A 19,835-nucleotide genomic window follows, 5' to 3' on the forward strand; every position below is an offset into this window, starting at 1 on the left:
ATACGCGAACCGCCCGACTCCGAGGACGCGCAGCGCCGGAAAGAACAATGGGCCTCTTCCCGCCGCTACTTCAGAACGACAACCCGGCGAGTTGTGATGCCAGAGGGGCTTTGAGCGCGGAGGAAGTAGACCCCCGCTGAAAGAGACGTAGTTGGCACCGAGAGCGTCGTGCCCTGGCCCCCAATCGGTCCGTCGTATACCGTTTGGAGGGTCCGGCCGAGCATGTCGTGCACGGTCACGGTCACGGGTTGCTTGGTCTCAGAGGCGATCCGGAAAGAAATGGGCTGTCCCGTTCCCACTGGATTCGGGCCGAGTGCGGACAGCTCCACCCCCTGAGGCTGAATTCGGACGACACGCTTGGGACCGAGGGTGGTGCTGCCGTCCAGGTCCACCTGAATCAGGCGAAATGTGTGGGTCCCGGGCACCAGTTCTTCGGTTGCGAATGTGTATTGGGTCGGCTGCGAGGTCGTCCCGCCGCCGTCCACGAAGCCGATGGTTTCGGTCGTCCCGTCGAACACGTGTCGCACTTCGAAGCCCGCATTTTCGGTTTCGGAGGCGGTCGTCCACCGTAAATGCACCCTGTCGCTGCGGGTCGAGGCCCTGAATGCAGCGATCTCAACCGGAAGTTGATTGCTGGGATCAGTCACGTAGAGGTCGTCAAAAAAGGCCTGCGCGGCATCGTCTTGCCCGTGGTTCCAAAGCATTCCTAGGTACTTTTGCCCATCCCCAGTCAGGTCGCTGTTCTGGGCCGTTCCCCGTTCGGCCGAGGCAGGCACGTTCCGGGGATCGGACCGCGGATAGCCCCCGTTGGCTTTCTCGGCGTACAGCGTCCAGGTCTTGTTGTCCGCATCAAAGGTGACGCGCACACTCAGGTACTCGGTACTGAGGTCGGCCGACCAACGTATGATGTCTGCGAAGTCCCCCTCCTTCCCGTATCCCCCGTTGAAAGAAACGAGCTTTAAGTTGTCCGAACCTCCATCCTGACCCAGGACGATGGCGTATGCGTTTCCACTTCCTGGAAAGTCATTGCTGCTGGACGCCAGGACGAACATCAGGCCGTGCTCCCCCGCCGAAAATCCCTCCGGGTTCGATTGGTTCTGCCGCATGTTGAACGCCCACGTGACGACCCCGCTTGCATCATCGAGGGTCGTAGGATATCCGCTCACATTGCTCATGTCCACGGCCGCCCACTTCTGTCCGTCCTTGGCGCCGCTCTGTAGGAGAGCTGTATTGCTCTCGATGCGGACCGTCTCTTCCGACGTAAGATCAGTGCCGGACCCCACTTCCTCTCCCTTTTCGCTCCACTGAATGGATTCCGGCTCAGTAGGGGTCATTCCAAGAGCATCAGAGTCCGATCGATTGAAGTTGTCCAGCAGAGAGGTGGGAAGCTGCGCCTGCACAGGAGCGGCGAACAGCGTGAAGAGAACAAGCGGTATCAAGGGTCGCATGGGCTGGAGGATCTGGTTGAGAAGACGAGCGAGAATCCCGGAAACTGCAGCAGAAGGACTTCTGCTGCCCTCCTTCCGTCGGTTCACGTCCTCCAGTGGAAGAATTGAGACTCACCAGGTTACAACCCCCAGACTTGAAGGGGGCTCTGAGCCGTTCTCCTCCCTCGGAATCCAACCAGCGACAGTCACACGTCCCCCTCCAAGACTGCAAAGGAGGGGTGGTCTTCGGCTACGCGAAATAGCGGCGCTCGATCGGCCTCGGGCCCAACACGTGCGAGGGGCTCAATCACGTCCCCGTTGGTCATCCGGCCGTTACGAGGATGCACGGAGATCAACCCGCGCCGCCCCGAGGATCTGCATCGACATTCGATCCTGCACGTAAACGATAATCGACGCCCTGGACGGATCAAGGGTGGACGGAGCCGCGAACTCGAACGAGCGGGTCGCCTTCGCTGAGGCAGATTTGAACGCCCGCACGACGTTGGCGTGGCGAAGCGTGCGGCCCGCATTTTCTCCGCTTCGGACCGACTGCGATAATCCCCGCTCCACCAGGGCCGCTCGAAGGACAGCGTCGGTGGGCGGATTGGACATCGTGGCGCGTACCGCTGGCGACTGTGCCGCGTCGGAGGTGAGTTGGACCTGGAGGTCCACCGGTGCGGCCTCCGACAGCGCAGACTGGAGGGCCGATCGGGCCTGGGAGCGTCTCGATCCAACGAAGGCCTCAGTCCCGTTGACGACCATCTGCGGCGTGTACACGCGAACGCCCAGCGCCTCCGCGTAACGACGCTGCCGTTGTGAAAAGGCGGGCGTGCTGTAGGGGTCTTTCCATCCGAGGTCGTTCCAGTAATCAACGTGGAACGAAAGGCCGTAGACCGGTCGGTCCGACGATCGGGCCTCCTTCACTAGCGTTCTCAGGAGCCGGTCGGCCGGCGGGCAGCTCGAGCATCCCTCCGACGTAAACAGTTCGACGACCGCGATCCCTTTGGTCGCGGTCCGCGCACTATCCCTGGAGGAGTCGTGTGCCGTGCTGCCAGGGGTCTCCGGGAGGACCCCTATTCCAATCAGTCCTGCGGCGAGCAGTCCCGCAGCTGACAATCGCAAACGCATGGGAATGGAGGACAATAATCCTAGACCAGTGAACTGCTTAGTTGGCGACAGGCGTGAGTCGTTACGGACCGTCGGGAAGGCACGAGGCCCCCATCGGAAGTCGCAGCAGGTGAACGCCAACCTGTAGCAAGCACGTGGCCAGGGGGCTACTCTGCAGTCTCCTCTTCGCCCTGGAGAATCTGGTCGATGCGGACGAGCACGTCCTCGAGATGCATCCGCGTCATCTCGTCAGACGTCCGACGGAGGCCATTTTCCACATCCTCACGGAGGGTCTGGAGCTCGCTGCGGACAAGCGCCCGGATGTCCGACTGACGCACGTCGACCGGAGTCTGGATCATGTAGTCCTCGAACTGCTCGGGGAGGTCGGGGGACTCCACCTGGGCGGTCATCAGGTGGTCCATCCGCTCGAGATAGCCCCGTTGCAGGTTGCGACGGTACGTGTCGATTGCTGCCCCCGTTTCAAGTTCGGTCCAGACGCCTTCACGCAGATCCGCAAGCATAGCAGCGGGCGAGTAGCCGTTCGTGCCCGCTCCTACGGCACGCCCCTCAATCAGCCGCGCCATCCGCTGAGGACGAAGCAGAAGGTTGAGGATGCCGACCTGCGCCTCACGCACACGGTTCAGGACTCCGGAGGCTTCAATGCGGCGCAACACGTCGGTCTCCACGAGCCACTTGGGAGTCTGGAGCCCTTGCCTGTTGAGAAATCGCATCGCCGCACGCTGTCGAGCGGCCGGAACCGAGTCGTAGACCGGTCCCTCTTGTGCGTACGTCTTAAACGTTTCATGAACACCCCCGACATGGCGGGCTGCGTGGCCCAAGTAGCGCCGCCACTGGTTTACGACCTCTCCGTACAGCTCTTCCAGTTCCTCGTAGTTGCCGCCCTCGCTTTCCGTCCAGTCGATGAGATTCGGCACGATGCGTTTGAGGTTCTCGACGCCGAGACTGCCAGCCACGACGACGTTGCGACCGAGATCCTCGCTCTGCGACCGCGGATCTACGGGCTGGAGGGTCTGCCGACCGTAGAAGTAGCGCGGGTTCCCGGCGCGCTCGCGGATCATTTCGTCAAGACGCTCGGCATCCTGCTTCGGGGTTTCCCCCTCGGGCATTGGCCGGTACCCCCACGCAATCGACCACTTGTCGTAGGTGCCAATCTCGGGCACGAAATCCTTGATCCTGTCACCGGGCTGAGCCACGTAGTTGAATCGTGCGTAGTCCATGATGGAGGGGGCTGTGCCGTGGGTCGACGTGTACGACGGTGAGCGCAGGGAATCAACCGGCACGGCGTTGCTGGATCCCCAGTTGTGGGGAAGGCCTAACGTGTGCCCCACCTCATGGGCTACCACGAACCGGAGGAGCTTGCCCATTACATCGGTGTCGAACGTCTGGCCCCGGGCCTTCGGGTTGACCGCGGCCGTCTGGACAAAGTACCAGTTCCGGAGCAGGCTGAGCACGTTGTGGTACATCCCGATGTCACTCTCCAAGATTTCGCCGGAACGGGGGTCGTGAACATTGGGGCCGTACGCGTTCGGGATCTCGGAGGCGAACCATCGGACCGTCGAGTAGCGAACGTCGTCCGAGTCGAAGGCCGAGTCGGCCTCGGCGGGGGTTCGGGCCACGATGGCGTTCTTGAATCCGGCGTTCCGGAAGGCCTTCTGCCAGTCCTCGATTCCTTTCCTGACGTAAGGGCGCCACTTCTCGGGTGTGGCCGGGTCGATGTAGTACACAATCGGCTCCTTCGGCTCCACCAGCTCGCCCCGGCGGAACGCCTCCATGTCGCTCGGCTCCAGGCGCCACCGCGTAATGACGCACTTCTCGGCGGCCTGCTGCTCCCCCGAACTGTAATCGGTGCGTTCGACCCCAAAGTACCCGACTCGCTTGTCACACAAGCGCGGCGCCATGGGCTCTTCGGGAAGAAGCACCATCGAGTGGTTCATCGCCACGCTGATGGTTCCCGACGACTCACTGGAGGGCGGGTTCTGCGCCTCGTATGTGAGGATCACTTCCACGTCGGTGTTCTTCGGAAAGCTCTCAACACCATTGAGGAACGTCCGGCTTCCGTCGAGTCGGCGCACCCCATATTGCTTCCGTGCCGACTTGGGGAGACCGAGGGCCGGGACGTCGCTGGTGTAGAGCTTGGTCGCGTTGATGACGACGCCCGACGAGTCTTCGTTGAGCGCCTCGACCCCGAAGGTTTTCAGGATGGGCTCGAAGCTCGAGTTCTGTACAGCCTTGTACACCGGATCGCTGGGGTTGGCCGTTTTTTCGTGGCTTACCACCCGCAGGAGGAGCTTGTCGCCCCGTCGCTGCCACCGAAGCACCTGCGTGTTCACTTTCTCCCCGCCATAGGCCAGGTCCGACTGCGCCTGCGACACGCGGGACACCATCAGCATCTCGCGGCCGAGCAGCGAGTCCGGAATTTCGAGGTAAAGCTTGTCCTTGAATCGATGCGTGGTAATGAGGCCCGGATCTGTGCGGGCCGTGTCAGGAATCACGTCATCGAAGGGCTTCAGGCCGTTTCCATTGCTCGCGTTCTCTGTGGAGGCCTGATTCTGTGCCTGCTTCTTGCTTGACGCAGGTTTTGTGCCGGCGCAGCCTGCGATGAGTCCAGTAGTTAAGAGCACAGCCCCGAGAAGCAGCCACATTGGGGCAAGTGCAGATTGGCGGTCGGTCATGGGAGGTGTGGAGTCGGGAACGAAGGAACAGGGACTTCCAGAGTGAGGGCCGATTTCGGAATGGAAACTCTTTAATCCGATCTCATAATTCAACTCAGCGTCGAGGAAAGCAAGCCTGGAACCTGTCGTTCTCGTTGAAGAGAGGACGGGGAGCCATGAACCGCACCAGCATGTTTTGGGATCGCTCTGCACGCTTGTCCACGCCAGTGCCCTCCTACCTCCAGGGTGGATCTCTCGCCGCCCGCTCCCCGACGAGACCACATCCTGGGGGCGATGTTCTTTGCGCTCCTAGCGTTCGCGATCAATCATCGGCAGCCCAGAAGGGCTGGATCGTGGGGCGACGCGGCTTGTTTATCTCTTCGCATTTGCTCGTTTTCAGACCCGGCCCGGAGTGATCATGCTTCACGACCTCCTGCGACGCCTTGAGGTACACCGGGACCTTGTTCTGGACATGCTCCGCGTGTATCTCGGCGCCGGACTGTTCTTCCGGGGGCTCGCGCTTCTCCTCACGGACGAGGGGCTGCGCCAACTGGTAGGAGGCACTACGCCCGATGTCTCGTTCTCAGGAATTGCCGTCTACGTGACGGCCGCTCACCTGGTGGGTGGCGCGCTCATCACCGTGGGGCTGTACACCCGGCTGGCGGCTCTTGCACAGCTTCCCGTGCTAATGGGCGCCGTGTTCCTGGTGCACTGGCGCGAGGGGCTCTTGTCGGCCAACCAGTCCCTGGAATTTTCGGCGCTGGTGCTCTTTCTGCTCCTCATTGTGTGCGCGTTCGGGAGCGGGCGCTGGTCGCTCGACGCCCGCTGGCGACGCGAGGTGCCCCCACCCTCCGATCGCCCCCAGCACCCGACGGTCTGACCCTTCCGGGGGAGCGCTACGGGCGGGCCGACGCCCGATCGGAGGTCTCTTCCAGAAACGATTCGGCCCGACGAACCATCTCTTCGCTGCCGATGAAGAGGGGCGTGCGCTGGTGCAGCTTGTCCGGCGTCTTCTCCAGGATGCGAGTGTGGCCGTCCGAGGCGGCCCCACCCGCCTGCTCCGCAATGAAGCCCATGGGGTTTGCCTCGTACATGAGTCGGAGCTTCCCGTCCGGACTGCCCTCCGTGGCCGGATACATGTAGATCCCGCCCTTCAACAGGTTGCGGTGGAAGTCCGACACGAACGACCCGATGTAGCGGGTCTTGGCGGGCCGGTTTGTCTCCGGATCTCTCTCCTGTAGCCAGTCGAGGTATTCCCGCAATCCCTCCTCAAAGGAATGGTAGTAGCCACTGTTGATCGAGAAGAGGCGTCCCCGCGTGGGGGTCTGGATGTCGGGGTGAGAAAGTAGGAATTCCCCGATCGACGGGTCGAGCGTGAAACCATTCACCCCGTTCCCGGTCGTGTACACGAGCATCGTCGAGGAGCCGTACACGACGTACCCTGCCGCAACCTGCTGCGTCCCTGGCTGCAAGGCCGCGTCCGGATCTGGTTCGTCTTTGCTGTATTCGTCGGGCAGCCGGTAGATGCTGAAAATGGTCCCGACCGAGACGTTCACGTCGATGTTGGACGAGCCGTCGAGGGGATCCAGCAGCACGATGTACTTCCCGTCCCCTTCTTCCGATGTGCCACTCAGCGGAATGGCCTCGGCGTGCTCCTCGGATCCGATGAGGCAACACTCCCCCCCGCGGCGCAGGGCCCGGGTAAATTCGCGATGAGCCAGGGCGTCCATCTTCTGCTGCACCTCTCCCTGCACGTTCGTCTCCCCGGTGCTTCCGTAAACGTCAATCAGCCCGGCCCGGCGCATGTCCCGATTCACCGTCTTCGCTGCCAGGCCGATGTCCCGGAGGAGCCGGGAGAAGGCACCCGTTGAGTGAGAGAACTGATCCTGGCGTTCGAGGATGAATTGCTCGAGGGTCTTGAACGATCCCAATTCCGCTTCAGAGGTCCCATCGCCGGCGTGAGACCACGAGTGGCTTTGATTGGTCATGGTAGGCGACGAATCGATTGAGGGGTACGGAAAAGGCGTTTTCTCGATGAGATGGTGCGGACGACAACATACAAGATTCTGGAAGGGGTTCCAAGCGGACCCTTCCTGAAACGCTGCGCCACGCTCCCCTGAACGCAGAACTCATCAGACCAGCGTTTCGAGGCCGAGACGATCGACGAGACGCCGGGTATGGGGTGCATCCACCTGTCCGTCCGATAGATCGGCACACATCCGGGCCAGATCCTGCGGCGTGTCTACGTCGTACCATCGCGGCAGCACTGTTGCGTGGGCATCAGTCCGCCCCACCCGCGCCAGCGTGTCGGACAGGACCTGCGAATGGCTGTACGACATGTCCGCGAAAAGCTGTGGGTAGAAGTTATTCATGCCAAGCAGGTAGAATCCTCCGTCTTCGGCGGGTCCGACGCAGAGGGAACGGTCGTCCACCAGGGCCTGAAATCCCTGGCGGACGAAGGAGAGGGGCAACGTCGGGTGATCGCTCCCCATCAGAAGAACCCGCTCGCCCCCGTCGCCCAACGTTTCGCGGAAGGCTTGTGCCATTCGAGCCCCGAGCGAGGAGCCCTGCTGCACATGGACGTTCACGCCAGTGGGCACGCCGTCGATCCCGTCGTCCGGGAGCGGAGGGGCCAGGTACAGTCGCACATCGGCGTCGAGCCGAACGACCCGTCGCAAAGTGTCTCGGAGGAATGCGGTGTAGAGCCGAGCGGCTTCGGCCGGCGATAGGACCGGCGTAAGGCGCGTTTTCACGGCCCCTGGCCGGGGGGCTTTGGCGAAAAGGAGCAGGGCCTGATCCATAAGAGATGGAGTGCGCGGACAGGGATCACGGAAAAGCGGACCGGAGAGGCCCCCTCTAGCCGGGGGCAGGGGCTAGCGCATGCGCTGAAGGGTAGACCGGAGCTTCTCAAGGGCATAGTCGATGTCGTCCGCTGTCGTGCCCGCCCCGAGCGAAAAGCGAACGGCCGCGGACGCGGTGGGCCGCTCGAGGCCGATTGCAGTGAGAACGTGACTCGGCTCCAGGGCCCCGCTGGTGCAGGCCGACCCTGCCGAGACGAGCACGCCCTCCATGTCCAGATTAAGGATGAGCATCTCTCCGTCGAGCGGCTCACCGTTGGCGGGAGGAAATGCTACGTTCACCACGTGGGGCGCGACGGAGGCCTCTCGGGCAGGCGTGTTGAGCACATAGCGGCCCATCACTGCCTCGTCGAGCCCGTCGATAAGTCGCTCCCGGAGCCGGGAGAGCCGCTCGGCCCGCGCCTGGGCCTGGTCCACGGCTCGTTCAAGGGCCTCGGCCAGCCCAATTGCCCCCGGAACGTTCTCGGTGCCCCCCCGGCGCTCTCGCTCTTGCGAACCGCCCTCGACGAGAGGACCTAGGTCGACGCCGTTCCGAACATACAGTACCCCGATTCCCTTCGGTCCGTAAAACTTGTGCCCCGACATCGACAACAGGTCCACCCCGAGCGCGTCGACATTCAGGGACTGGAGGCCTGCCGCCTGCACGGCGTCGCAGTGGAAGAGGACGTCGTGGGCCTCGCAGACGTCGGCCACGGCCGGGACATCGGTCTGGACTCCAATCTCGTTGTTCGTATGCATAAGCGACACGAGCGCCGTGCGGTCGTCGATTGCTGCATCGACCTGGCGAGGCGTGACGGCCCCGTGCGCCTCGGGGGAGAGAATCGTGACCGGGTGTCCCTGCTCCTGAAGGCGTTCGGCTGGTCGGAGAACGGCCTCGTGCTCGGCGGCCGAGGTCACCAGGCCGGCGGGGTCGCCCCCTGCCGAGGCGGCTTGAAGCACGCCTTTCAGCGCCAGGTTGTCGGCCTCGGTCCCGCCGCTGGTGAAGATAATCTCGCTAGACTCGGCCCCCAAACACGCGGCGACGCGCTCTCGGGCCTCTTCCATCGCCACTCGCGCCTGGCGCCCCAGCTGGTGCACGGAAGAGGCGTTCCCGTACTGGTCCAGCATGTAGGGCTTCATCGCCTCGAGCACCTCCGGGTCTAGGGGCGTCGTGGCGGCGTGGTCGAGATAAACGCGATCCATAGAGAATGGTGGAAGACCGAACTGAAACGTGGGCTTTCCACTAACGAAGCTGCGGGGAGGCTGATTCAGGCGAGAACCTGCAAGGTTTGTGGGTCGGATGGATTGGTGGAAGATAAGGATTGAATGGCCGGTCGGTGCCTACTTTCTCTAGGGGTCCGAGGAGGTCGCGCACGGGTTTCGAGGTCGTGGAGGTCGCGCCCTGGGGGCCGCCGTCACTTCACCGCTCGGTTTTGAAAGGAGAACAGTCCGATGAAGGCGGAGGACAATATGTGGACCATCCAGAGCAGCGGAAAGTAGTTTTCGACACGAGTTGCAAATTTTGCTCTTGAGAGTTGCTGGGCGCGAGGGGCTCGCACACATCCCTTGCCCCCCTCCTCAAGGGCCCCCTCAAGGCGGACGAGACCTGCTCCTCCCGACGAACAAATGTCGGCGGAGCCCATTGGTACTCGCAGTTTCACCCCGGGCACGTCACAGCCCGCGTGCTCGTTCGTGTGCTCCAGTCAACTCGGCCTTGCTCTCCCCCCATGGAAAAACTCGTCGTACACGGCGGCTCTCCACTTGAGGGCCCGCTCACTGTCAGCGGATCGAAGAACACCGCGCTCCCTCTCATGGCGGCCACCCTCTTGGCGGAAGGCCCCTCCACCATCACCAACGTTCCGGATCTCCGCGACGTACGGACGTTTTCGAAGGTGATCGAGGTAAGTGGTCCGTCGGTAGACTTCGATTCCGCCGCCAATACGCTCTCGGTGGACGCTACGACCCTCGAAACGCCCGTGGCGCCCTACGAACTCGTGAAAAAGATGCGCGCCTCCTTCTACATGCTCGGCGCACTGCTGGGTCGCTGCGGGGAGGCAAAAGTGTCTCTCCCCGGCGGCTGTGCGTGGGGGCCGCGTCCAGTCGACCTCCATATCGAAGGCATGAAGGCCTTCGGGGCCGACATCGAACTGGACGAGGGCTACGTCTACGCCTCGACGCCGCCCGGAGGGCTTGACGGAGGGACGTTTCGGCTCGATCCGGTCAGCGTGGGCGCGACGATCAATCTGCTCCTCGCTGCCGTGACGGCCCGCGGGGGCTCCAAGATCGAAAATGCCGCCACGGAGCCCGACGTGGTGGCCTTCGGCCGTGCCCTGCAGGAAATGGGGGCCCAGATCGACGGCCTCGGCACCCGGACCCTCGAAATTCAGGGCGTCGACCAGCTTAATACTGGGACGTTCCGCAATACTCCGGACCGCATCGAGCTTGGCACGTTCATCCTTATGGCCGCCACGGCAGCCGACCCAGGGACGCCCGTCGACATCCACGAAGGCACCCACGAGCACCTCGGGCCCGTTTTTAAGGAGCGCCTCGCCGAGACCGGGGTCGACGTTTCGTACGATCAGCACACGGTGACCGTTACGCGCCCCGGCACACTGCGTCCTGTATCGATTGAGACGGCCCCGTTTCCCGGTTTCGCCACCGACCTGCAGGCGCAGTGGACAGTTCTCCTTGGCACGACGGACGGCACGGCTACCGTCACCGATACGATTTACGACGACCGATTCAAGCACGTCCCCGAACTGCAGCGCCTCGGGATGGAGATTGAGGTGGACGGCAACACGGCCACGGTCCATGGTGGCGCCCCGCTCAAGGGGGCGAAGGTAATGAGCACGGACCTCCGCGCCGGCGTCTCACTCGTGATGGCCGGGATGATCGCTGAGGGCCCCACGGACGTGCTCCGCGTCTACCACCTCGACCGCGGCTACGAAAATCTCGAAGGGAAACTCCGTGACGCAGGCATTTCAATCCACCGTGAGGAGTACGACGAGTTTGCGGAGCCGGATCTGGAAACGGCCTCTTGACGGTTTCTTTCTGTCCCCAAGGCCCACGAAGAATGAGCTGAGCGACACGCAACCGGGATCCGGATCGAGCCAGCATCGAGATCACCGAACGGAAGCTCGATTTTCCCCAAACTGCTGCGGAGCTGGATTGCGTTCGCAACGATGCGAGTGCCGGGTTAAGCCGGATTCAGGCCGGGATGCGCGATCCCGAAGAATGGGCCTCGGGTCCCTAGGGTTAGAAGGAAGCGCTCACCTGTACGCGAATGGTGTGAATGGGGGACGCTTGGGCTGGGGCTCGGCCGTCGTAGTTCACCGTTGCATTGAGATTCTGGGTGATTGAGTACTGCCCCTGTATGCCCCAGAGTAGGGACGTGCCCCGGCCGCGTCCTCTAGTCAGCTCAAACTGAGCCCGCCCAACGGCCGTCCCGGCGAGGTTGACCCGGGCGAGCTCGGCGTTGGCCGTTAGCCGCAGGCGTCCAGCCCGGCTCCAGGTGAGTTCGACTGGAAGCCGGTAGAGGTCTGCCTGACGGCCCTTCAGGCGATCTCGCTTCCGGGCGTACACCCCCGCGAGGATGAGATCAAGGGTCCGGCTCGGCTGGTAGGTCACGCTTGGCCGGAGGCGGACCGTTCGAATGTCGTAGCTGCGGGCCCTGGCGAACGCTTCACTCTTCACCCGATCACGCTTGACCGTACCCGAAACCTCAAGCCCCCACTGTGCTGTGGGCCGGACCTGTCCCTCCAGTGTCCACCGGTTCAGGAACTGGCGCTCCGTGCCAGCCGCACGCTCACTGAGCCCTCGCTTCCGGCGCCACTTGAGGTCGATGCCGTACTCGCGTTGCGTCCGAAATAGTTCTACGCGCTGCTCCAGTCGGAAGGAGCCGTCGAGCGTGCGTCCTGGACGCCGGAAGCGCGACAGGTTCAGCCGGTAGATTTCGGCGGGCGACTCCGTTCGGCTTTCCTCTCGGATCTCGACGCTAGTCTCGGTCGTCACCCGACTCAGCCACCGCTTCCACCACGATCCGCCACCGCGCCACAGGCGCCGTGGGCGCAGGGTGAGCCGCGCGCGAGTCCGGAGGCTCACGACCGACTCGAGGGTGTCCGACGGCACAAATCGACGCACGTAGGCTCCCTCGTTGGGAGTAGTCTCGGGAACGAACTCGTCGATCTGCTGAACCCCGTCCTCGTTGCGATCCCGCCAGACGAACCGGCCCCGTTCGGGTCGCGTCTGAACGTAGATCTCCCGCAGGACGGGCGTTCGCTCGGTGGACGCGTCGTAGGAGGCCTGCGCGCTGAGGGCCCGATCGAGAGGATTGGCCTCCCCCTCAAAGCGCAGGATTACCGACTCGGTGCCCTGCCGCTGCTCCCGGCGGCGGAAGAAATCGGTCACTCGGCGGCGCCGGTATCCTCCCTGGAGAGAACCCCGATACGGCCCCGACGGCCTGTAGGCGAGCTCCGTCTGGGCCGTCCACGCCGTAGAGGCCTGGCGAAACTGCCCGTCGGCCGGGCCGTCTTCCGTTCGGTACTCCAGACTGCTCGTCGCCTGCACCGGTCCGTAGTCGACCACAAGGCCAGGACGAAGCTCAAGGAACCGAAAGGAGTCGTCGGTCAGACTGTCCGACCCAAGGACTTGTTGGCGCCGCTGCTCGCGCTCCACCTCAAGGCGAGGCTTAAGGAGGCCCCCGGCGAGCGACTGCCGCACGGTTCCGGTTTGGCGCAGCCAGTTCCCCTTGACCTGAGCGGCCCGGTTCCGACTAGCAATGGAGACCGTCTGGAGGTTGAGGCGCGGCCCCCACTCCTCCCGAACCGCAACTTGGCCACGCCGCCGCCAGGCCTCAAACGCGGAGCCGACGGCCAATCGACCGAGCCCCGCCTCCAGGGTCGACCGTTCGCCCCAGTTGAACGTGATGCGCCCCTGATCAACGGTTTCGGTTCCGCGGTCGCGGAGACGAGCCGGAAGATCGGATCCGCCCTGGGAGAGATTCCAGCGACGCCCAAACTCAATCGGGCGGGTCTGGTTAAACGTCACGAAGTGTTCTCCCCTTTGACGGCGCCGGATTCGTCCCGAGATGTCTCCTAGGTGCGTGGTTCCGACCTCCAGAGGGATGGGGTCGACCTGAATCCCAACGGCGTAGGCCTGCCCCCGGTCGTTTCCCGTGTCGAGCGCGGAAAGCCGGTTCTGATCGTTCAGGGACCGGGCCCACTCGCCGGATACCTCAACGCCTGGTAGGGGCTCTACGGATCCGGTCAGGTCCACCAACCGCTGCTTCGTAGGGGCTGGAAGGGGCTGAATGGGATCGTAAGCCCCTTCTTCCGGACCCACGTACTCGTAGACGACGCCGTTCACGTCCTGCCCCGCCCGCTGGTAGCGTCCTTCCCCCTGCCCGACCCGCGTGAATCGAACCCGGAACACCGGCGTTCCCGCAGGCGGGGCCGTGTCCACGGCCACGAAGACGGTGTCCCGCGACCCGTCCGGCGTCGTGATTGGTTGTTTTCGGTAGTGGACGTACGGAGCGTCCGGGTCAAACTTGACCCGCCGGGCCCCGCTCCGAACAGCCGGGTCGTCCCCGGCGCGGACGAGACGCAGCGAGTCCTGTCGTGACAGGTCAAAGGCGGTGAGGAAGTCGCGCCCGTCCGCCTGCCGCAGGACGGTCGCCCCCACGTTCAGGCGGGGCTCGCCGTCGGCCCCAAGCCAGGATCCTGCCGTTGCTCGTCCCCCGACCAGCGTCCGGGTGAACTGGGTCGTGGAGTACTGAAACTCAACCGTGATGCGGCGGTCGTCGGTGATGAGGTGCTCCGCCGTAAAGGTGATCTCCGCCTGCGTGTAGTCGATGACGTAGTCTTCACTGCGGCCACGGGTCAGGCGCTTGCCGTCGAGATAGACCTGCTCCGACCCTGCGATCACGATAATCGCCTCCTCCCCGTTCTTGCCCCGCAGGCGATAGGGCCCCTGGACCCCATCGATCGGCTCGAGGTCCTGCGTCCGGTACTGACCGCGGCTTACGGCCCCGAAGGCCGTGGCCGTGCCCTGGTCCAGTCCGACGCTCGTTCCGAGCCCGTCCGTTCTCACCGCCGCCCCCTGCACCTTCTGCGTGAACTGCCCAAACAGGCCGCCGTTCAGCGATACGTCCACGTCGCCGAGGCGGGCCGTGCCCTGGGGGGCTTCGACCTCGAAGAAAACGCGGTCAAAGTCTTGGAGACGCTGCGTCGTGCCCTTCGGTTGGATTGGGGTATTCTGGTCCGTCAGGAGTGCCTGGACAAAAACACTGTCGGCGACCTCGCCCTGAAGTTGCAGCCGCAAGCCTGAGTCCAGGGTCACGTCCCGATTGGAGCCCCCCACGAAGCCCCGCGAGATCGAACCGCTCCGCTGGATGTCGAGCCCCTCAAATGGATCGAACCCGGAGGAATTGGCGGCTTCTTCCTCGACCACGGCCACGGTCGCGCTGTCGGCCAAGGCGCTCGAATCGGGGGCCCGCTGGCGGTACACGTCCTTGAACGCAAACGGGTACGTGCGATAGTTGGCGAACAAGGTGTCGCGGGCCCCGAGGAGATCGGTACGGGACACCCAGAGGCGGCCAGTGCGGGGATCGAGACGGTACTCGGAGGTGTCGAGTCGGGTCGTTCCCACCCAAATCTTTTCGCTGTTGGGAAGGACGAAAGGCCGGAGTTTGTAGGGCTGGGGCTGGAAGGTGTCGATCGTGTCCCGGTGGCGACCGATGTCGTCGAAGACCCGGGTAGTGTCCTGCGCCACGGCTGGTCCGCCCCCCGTCCCTGCGAGCAGGACCAGGAGTGCAATTTTTCCGAAGCGGAGCCCCTCGGAGCCGATACGGAAGAGAGGGCGGTATCCCGAAATTAGAAAATCACCTCAATGGTTCAGCGTCTAGATTTCCCAGACGGGAATTCTTACCTGGACCGACGAGTGAGGCGCGTCCGGGTAAGCAGGTACAGCGCACTGGGTTGGGGAGCAGCGTCTACGAGTGGCTTCTCGAGGTCTATGGAACGCTCCGTCACCTGTCGCTGCGCACGGGTCCAGATCACCAATCGGTCGGCACAAACGATCCAGAGGCGTCCCTGATGCATCGTCAAGGCCCGGACCTTGGGGAGCGGTGGGGTTCGCAGACGCCGGATGAACGTGCCGTACCGGTCGTACACGAGAACTCTCCCCTGCCCCGCATCGGCGACGTAAAGTCGTCGCTCGGATCCGAGCGCCAGGGCCACAGGATCCTTTAGCTGGGAGGCTCCTCGCCGGTTCCCCCCGGCGATCCGCTGCAGTCGGCCGAACTCGGTCCATTTGCGGAGCACGCCTCCACGTGCGTCGATCACGAAAATCGCTCCGTCGCTACTGCTCACGACGGCCACAGGGCGCCCTGCCCCCTGCACCGCAAACCCGCTCTGTCGGTCACTGAATACCCACGATTCAGAGTCGGTCTGATCGTCTGGTCCAATGGATAGCGTTTCGAGATACCTACCCTCCCCCGAAAACCGCTGCACGCGCCCATTATAGGTGTCAGCGACCAGCAGTACCTGTCCGTTTGTCGGGTCGACATCCGAAGGTTCGTTAAACGACCCGGCCTGCGTGCTCCCTCCCCCAATGACGGCGCGCCGCGTGCCGTTCGGTCGCAGGAGGGCCACCACGTCCCGGGCCGCGTCAGCCACGTACAGCTGCCCTCTCGGATCGACCGCCAGGGCCCGCGCGTCCTCGAATTGAGCCAGGGTGGGGCCCTTTCCCTCTTCTGTCGTGTCCTGGGCCGGGGCGGGGTGCAGGGCTAGCCCCCAGGCGGCCGTAAGCCCAATCACGAGGAATGTGGCACTGCGAAGAATCATGTCGCCGGTGTGTCTGAGCCGAGCACAGGCCCTCACGGTGTGTCTTCTAGGTGCGTCAGTCCCTTCTCCCCGATGTCCTGACGGTAGGTCTTCCCGTCGAAGTGAACATGGTCGACGCCCTCGTAGGCCCGATCGAGCGCGTCGGGCAGGGTCGGGCCGAGGGCCGTTACGCCGAGGACGCGTCCCCCAGCGGTAACGATCGTTTCGTCGCCGGCATACTCCGTCCCAGCATGAATTACCGACACGTCCGGCACTTGCTCGGCGGCTTCGATGCCAGTGATTTCGAATCCAGTCTCGTACTCAATCGGGTAGCCGTCCGAGGCCAGGACCACGCAGGCCGCGGCCTCGCTAGAGGCCCGGAGCGATCCCTCTGCCAAGTCTCCTGTGAGCAGCTTCTGGAAGACGGCCGCCAGGTCGGAGTCCACGAGTGGGAGGATGACCTGGGCTTCCGGGTCGCCGAGGCGGCAGTTGAACTCCACCACCTTGGGCCCATCGGCCGTGATCATAAGCCCACAGTAGAGCACTCCGCGGTACGGCGCCCCCTCCTCCTGCATGCCGCTGAGGGTCGGCTCAATGATTTCCCGGCAGATACGGGTGAGCAGGGGGCCATCCAGGATCGGGGCCGGCGCAAATGCCCCCATTCCGCCCGTGTTTGGCCCCGTCCCCCCCTCCCCAATCGGCTTGTGGTCCTGCGAGGGCGTCAGGAGGACGTAGTGCGTGCCGTCGGTCAGCGCAAGCACACTGACCTCTTCGCCTTCCATCTTTTCTTCGATCACCACCCGGTCACCCGCCGTCCCGAACGCGCGGTCCTGCACAATCTGGTCGAGGGCCTCCTGAGCCTCCTCGCGGGTGGCACACACAAACGAGCCCTTGCCACCGGCGAGGCCGTCGGCCTTCACCACGATGGGTGCCCCGGTGGCATCGAGAGCGTCTGAGGCGTCCTCGTACTCGTCCGCCCCGAACACGTGGAACGACGCGGTCGGGATGTCGTGCCGAGCCATGAACCGGTCGGCAAAGGCCTTGCTGCCCTCCAGCCGGGCCGCCGCTTGGGTCGGGCCGACGATGGGGAGCCCTTCCGCCTCGAACCGGTCGACGATCCCGTGCACGAGGGGCTTCTCGGGACCGACCACGGTTATGTCGATCGATTTCTCCTGGGCGAGACTCACGAGCGCATCGAAGTCCATGGCGGCCACGTCCACGTTCTCGCCGACCTGAGCCGTCCCGGGATTGCCGGGGGCTGTGAGGACGGCCGTCACCTGCGAGCTGTCGGCCAGGGCCTTCGCAAGGGCGTGCTCCCGACCGCCGCTTCCAATCACGAGGATTCGCATAGGGATTTCGATGATTGTGCGTCGAGGACCAGTTACCATGAGGAACCCGCCGGTTCGGTCCGGCGAGCACTAACAGGTGTAACATAGGCAAGGATGTCCACTCATGCACGCGTTCAGGAGCGCCGTCCGCTGTTTTCTCCGTGGAACGGGTTTCGACGGAGTGTCCCGTCGGGCCGGTGCGTTCATCCTGCTCCTGGGACTGCTCGTCAGTTGGGCAGCCCCCGCGGCTGGGCAGCCGGCGTTCCCAGGGGCCCCCAGCGAGCCCACCGTCAACCTGCGGATTTACCCTTTCGATCTCTGGAGCCCACGAGTCGGGCTCGGGGTCGGTGCCGGACTGGTCTTCCATCATTTTGGCCGGTCGAACGCGCAGGCCCTCCTGACGTTCGCCCCGGCCCAGCACGAGCAGGTGGCCACTGGGGCCTGGGCGAGCGCTAACCCGCGCCGCGCCCGCCGGTACGTACTGGTGAACGCCCGGGGCCTTCACACGAACCGGGACTGGTTTTACGGCCTGGGCCCCGGCTCCACCCTCGACGCACGCCAGTCTATCGCGCGCTCTGCGGTTCAGGTTCGCGTTCGTGTCGGGCAGGCGTTTCTCGACCATCGGCTGATCATTCAGCCCCACCTCGGCGTGTCGACGCACCGGATTGACCGAGTGCCGAACCCGACGGCTTCGTCCCTGGGCCGCCCCTCCCGCACCCACCTGCGCCAGCTTGCGAGTAGCACCCTCGGTCCCTTGAGTCCTCAGCAGTCGGGGCTCCGCGCTGGAGTTGCGGTGCTGTACGACAGCCGTTCTCACCCTTCCCGTTCGACAGGGGGTGTTTTGCTGCAGGGACGCTGGTCACGGTATCTCGACCTCACCTCCTCGGTCGTGCGCTTCGACCAGTTCGACCTTGGGGCGTACGGCTTCTTGCCCCTCGGCGGCTCCCACCACCTCGCGGGACGCCTGCACCTGACCCTCACGTCGCCCCGAGGTCGGGCCGCCGTTCCGTACTACCTCCGCCCCACGCTTGGGGGATCGCGCGTGCCAGGATGGGCTCGAACCCGATTCGTGGCCTTGGACCGGTTTCTCACCAGCATGCTGTACCGCTTCCCCATCCTCCAGATTCTGGGCGTCGTGGATTTCGACGGACACGTGGGGGTCCATGCGGCAAGCGTGTACGATGCATTCTTTTCGGAGGCAAGGGCTAAGTTGACGTTCGAGGAGTCTCTGAGCTCGGGACGAGCATCTGTCCCGCTTCGCCCGTCGGCCTCTGCCGGCCTGCACGTGGGACTTTCGTTTCGGGAAACGCCCTCCCTCGATTTCGCACTCGGGCTGAGTCCAGAGGGCGTCACGGCTGTACGCTTCACATTCAGCCAGAACCTGCGGGCCCTTCGCCCTCCGCACCACCGGACGCCGCGTAGCTACTGAGAAGCCTCGACGGCTCTTCCCGAGTCTGGGTTGGAGGCGTCGTCGAAGGCTGCAGGTTTGTCGAACTGATTGAAGACAAAGCGTTCGGACTCATATGTTTAGATGGCATCACCTGTTGTAGACTGTTGTGCCAATCCCTGTCTTAGCACTGCTAGTGCTAGCCGTCGGGCTCTACGTTCTTCTATTCGGGATCGTCTCGGTTCAGTACATGGTCGCCCGGCGCCGGACGTCCCCGTCGGATGTTTCCGACACGCCACCGACCTCTATCGTCCTGGACGCCCGCTCAGGCCACGTCCACGATGCCCTAGAACCGCTCACCGAAGCAGACATCCTGACGGACCAGCGGGACGTCGTCCTTGTGTGTACTGCCTCTACCGAGACCTCCTCACTGCCCGGGTCCCCGGAACAGATTCGCCGGGTTGAGGTCGACGAGCCCACCTCGTCCGGCCCCTGGTCCGCTCTGCAGGTGGGCCTCAAGGCCGCGCAGGGCGACGTGGCCCTCGTGTTGTCGTCCAGCTGTTCGGGCTCGGCGGACTGGGCCCGGGCGATGGTGCAGCGCTGCACGCCAGACACCCCGATCGTCGTAGGGCCGACGGTCGTGGAGCACAACGACCGGTTCCTTCCCCGGCTGGAGGCCCTCCACCGGTTCATGGAAATTGCCATGGCCGCCGGGCTCGGCGGACACGAGCTCCTTTCTCACAGACAGCCCAATCTCGCAGTGAGGACCAGCAAGGTGAAGGGCTTCTCAGCAGCTGATGAGGCCTCACAGGAGAACATGCTCTCAGCAGACAATGCCCCCGCCATCGCTACCGAACCGGAAGCTGCGGTGTCGTGTGGGCCAGCAGCGTCCGTTCAGGCCTACGTTTGCCGCCAGGCCCGGCTGCTCCGAAGGGTCGTGCGGCACTTTGGCTGGTGGCCGCGATGGGCCGCGGTCGGAATCTGGTTCGTGCACGTGGCGGTGCTGATCGCGTGCCTGGTGGCGGTGGTCGTTCCGGCGTGGCGCCAGCCCGCCCTCGCTGTCCTTCTCGCCAAAATGGGGGGCGATGCGCTCCTTGCGGTCCCGGCCGCTCGGCACTACGGCCAGCACAGCCTCCTCCGGTCGTTCGTGCCGGGTGAGCTCTTCCTCGTCTTTGCCGTCCCCTTCGCCGGACTCTTGGCCTTCTACGATCTGCTCTCTCCAGCCCCGCCGACGCGCTCTTGAGCTTCCTTCACTGC

At 64.1% G+C, this 19,835-nt stretch carries 13 protein-coding genes; 4 read left to right on the forward strand and 9 right to left on the reverse strand.

The features are described 5' to 3' along the window. Window positions 1–65: 65 nt before the first annotated feature. The 3 genes from ABEL04_RS02725 to ABEL04_RS02735 form a co-directional block, all read right to left on the reverse strand. Window positions 66–1,448: a T9SS type A sorting domain-containing protein gene (locus ABEL04_RS02725; RefSeq protein WP_375800845.1), complete on the reverse strand. Its 1,383-nt coding sequence runs from the start codon at window positions 1,446–1,448 to the stop codon at window positions 66–68. A 312-nt stretch (window positions 1,449–1,760) separates the two neighbouring features. Then, window positions 1,761–2,555, reverse strand: coding sequence for a DUF1223 domain-containing protein (locus tag ABEL04_RS02730; RefSeq protein WP_375800846.1), 795 nt, complete (start codon window positions 2,553–2,555; stop codon window positions 1,761–1,763). A 146-nt stretch (window positions 2,556–2,701) separates the two neighbouring features. Then, entirely contained in the window at window positions 2,702–5,227 is a 2,526-nt protein-coding gene (locus tag ABEL04_RS02735; protein ID WP_375800847.1) for a zinc-dependent metalloprotease, read from the reverse strand. 397 nt (window positions 5,228–5,624) lie between these two features. Between ABEL04_RS02735 and ABEL04_RS02740 the strand changes: the two genes are divergently transcribed. Further along, complete coding sequence (locus ABEL04_RS02740; protein ID WP_375800848.1) at window positions 5,625–6,086, forward strand: DoxX family protein; 462 nt, start codon at window positions 5,625–5,627, stop codon at window positions 6,084–6,086. A 16-nt stretch (window positions 6,087–6,102) separates the two neighbouring features. Here the strand turns inward: ABEL04_RS02740 and fbp are convergent, their stop codons facing one another. The 3 genes from fbp to ABEL04_RS02755 all read right to left on the reverse strand — a co-directional run bounded on the left by fbp (window position 6,103) and on the right by ABEL04_RS02755 (window position 9,246). Beyond that, window positions 6,103–7,194: a class 1 fructose-bisphosphatase gene (gene fbp, locus ABEL04_RS02745; RefSeq protein WP_375800849.1), complete on the reverse strand. Its 1,092-nt coding sequence runs from the start codon at window positions 7,192–7,194 to the stop codon at window positions 6,103–6,105. Window positions 7,195–7,338: 144 nt separating this feature from the next. After that, window positions 7,339–8,007 carry a TIGR04282 family arsenosugar biosynthesis glycosyltransferase gene (locus tag ABEL04_RS02750; RefSeq protein ID WP_375800850.1) on the reverse strand — a complete coding sequence of 223 codons (669 nt, stop codon included), beginning with the start codon at window positions 8,005–8,007 and terminating at the stop codon, window positions 7,339–7,341. Between the two features lie 72 nt (window positions 8,008–8,079). Continuing rightward, window positions 8,080–9,246 (reverse strand): cysteine desulfurase family protein, encoded by a 1,167-nt coding sequence (locus ABEL04_RS02755; RefSeq protein ID WP_375800851.1) that lies wholly within the window; start codon window positions 9,244–9,246, stop codon window positions 8,080–8,082. Window positions 9,247–9,770: 524 nt separating this feature from the next. Here ABEL04_RS02755 and murA point away from each other — a divergent pair. Then, the gene (murA, locus tag ABEL04_RS02760) at window positions 9,771–11,084 is read left to right on the forward strand and encodes a UDP-N-acetylglucosamine 1-carboxyvinyltransferase (protein ID WP_375800852.1); all 1,314 of its coding nucleotides are present in this window, start codon (window positions 9,771–9,773) and stop codon (window positions 11,082–11,084) included. A gap of 214 nt (window positions 11,085–11,298) precedes the next feature. Here the strand turns inward: murA and ABEL04_RS02765 are convergent, their stop codons facing one another. From ABEL04_RS02765 to purD, 3 genes are all read right to left on the reverse strand, one after another. Continuing rightward, the gene (locus ABEL04_RS02765) at window positions 11,299–14,811 is read right to left on the reverse strand and encodes a hypothetical protein (RefSeq protein WP_375800853.1); all 3,513 of its coding nucleotides are present in this window, start codon (window positions 14,809–14,811) and stop codon (window positions 11,299–11,301) included. 152 nt (window positions 14,812–14,963) lie between these two features. Continuing rightward, window positions 14,964–15,884 carry an NHL repeat-containing protein gene (locus ABEL04_RS02770; RefSeq protein WP_375800854.1) on the reverse strand — a complete coding sequence of 307 codons (921 nt, stop codon included), beginning with the start codon at window positions 15,882–15,884 and terminating at the stop codon, window positions 14,964–14,966. 32 nt (window positions 15,885–15,916) lie between these two features. After that, window positions 15,917–17,212, reverse strand: a complete 1,296-nt coding sequence (gene purD, locus ABEL04_RS02775) for a phosphoribosylamine--glycine ligase (RefSeq protein ID WP_375800855.1) — start codon at window positions 17,210–17,212, stop codon at window positions 15,917–15,919. 160 nt (window positions 17,213–17,372) lie between these two features. Here purD and ABEL04_RS02780 point away from each other — a divergent pair, with 160 nt between their 5' ends. Next, window positions 17,373–18,620: a BamA/TamA family outer membrane protein gene (locus ABEL04_RS02780; RefSeq protein WP_375800856.1), complete on the forward strand. Its 1,248-nt coding sequence runs from the start codon at window positions 17,373–17,375 to the stop codon at window positions 18,618–18,620. A 127-nt stretch (window positions 18,621–18,747) separates the two neighbouring features. Continuing rightward, window positions 18,748–19,821, forward strand: coding sequence for a hypothetical protein (locus ABEL04_RS02785; RefSeq protein ID WP_375800857.1), 1,074 nt, complete (start codon window positions 18,748–18,750; stop codon window positions 19,819–19,821). Window positions 19,822–19,835: the final 14 nt, after the last annotated feature.

This window comes from Salinibacter sp., from assembly GCF_042218895.1.
Classification (GTDB): domain Bacteria; phylum Bacteroidota; class Rhodothermia; order Rhodothermales; family Salinibacteraceae; genus Salinibacter.

Coding starts and splice junctions, on each gene's coding strand:
- ABEL04_RS02725 (WP_375800845.1), bottom strand. CDS start 1,448: ATGCGACCCTTGATACCGCTTGTTCTCTTCACGCTGTTCGCCGCTCCT.
- ABEL04_RS02730 (WP_375800846.1), bottom strand. CDS start 2,555: ATGCGTTTGCGATTGTCAGCTGCGGGACTGCTCGCCGCAGGACTGATT.
- ABEL04_RS02735 (WP_375800847.1), bottom strand. CDS start 5,227: ATGACCGACCGCCAATCTGCACTTGCCCCAATGTGGCTGCTTCTCGGG.
- ABEL04_RS02740 (WP_375800848.1), top strand. CDS start 5,625: ATGCTTCACGACCTCCTGCGACGCCTTGAGGTACACCGGGACCTTGTT.
- fbp (WP_375800849.1), bottom strand. CDS start 7,194: ATGACCAATCAAAGCCACTCGTGGTCTCACGCCGGCGATGGGACCTCT.
- ABEL04_RS02750 (WP_375800850.1), bottom strand. CDS start 8,007: ATGGATCAGGCCCTGCTCCTTTTCGCCAAAGCCCCCCGGCCAGGGGCC.
- ABEL04_RS02755 (WP_375800851.1), bottom strand. CDS start 9,246: ATGGATCGCGTTTATCTCGACCACGCCGCCACGACGCCCCTAGACCCG.
- murA (WP_375800852.1), top strand. CDS start 9,771: ATGGAAAAACTCGTCGTACACGGCGGCTCTCCACTTGAGGGCCCGCTC.
- ABEL04_RS02770 (WP_375800854.1), bottom strand. CDS start 15,884: ATGATTCTTCGCAGTGCCACATTCCTCGTGATTGGGCTTACGGCCGCC.
- purD (WP_375800855.1), bottom strand. CDS start 17,212: ATGCGAATCCTCGTGATTGGAAGCGGCGGTCGGGAGCACGCCCTTGCG.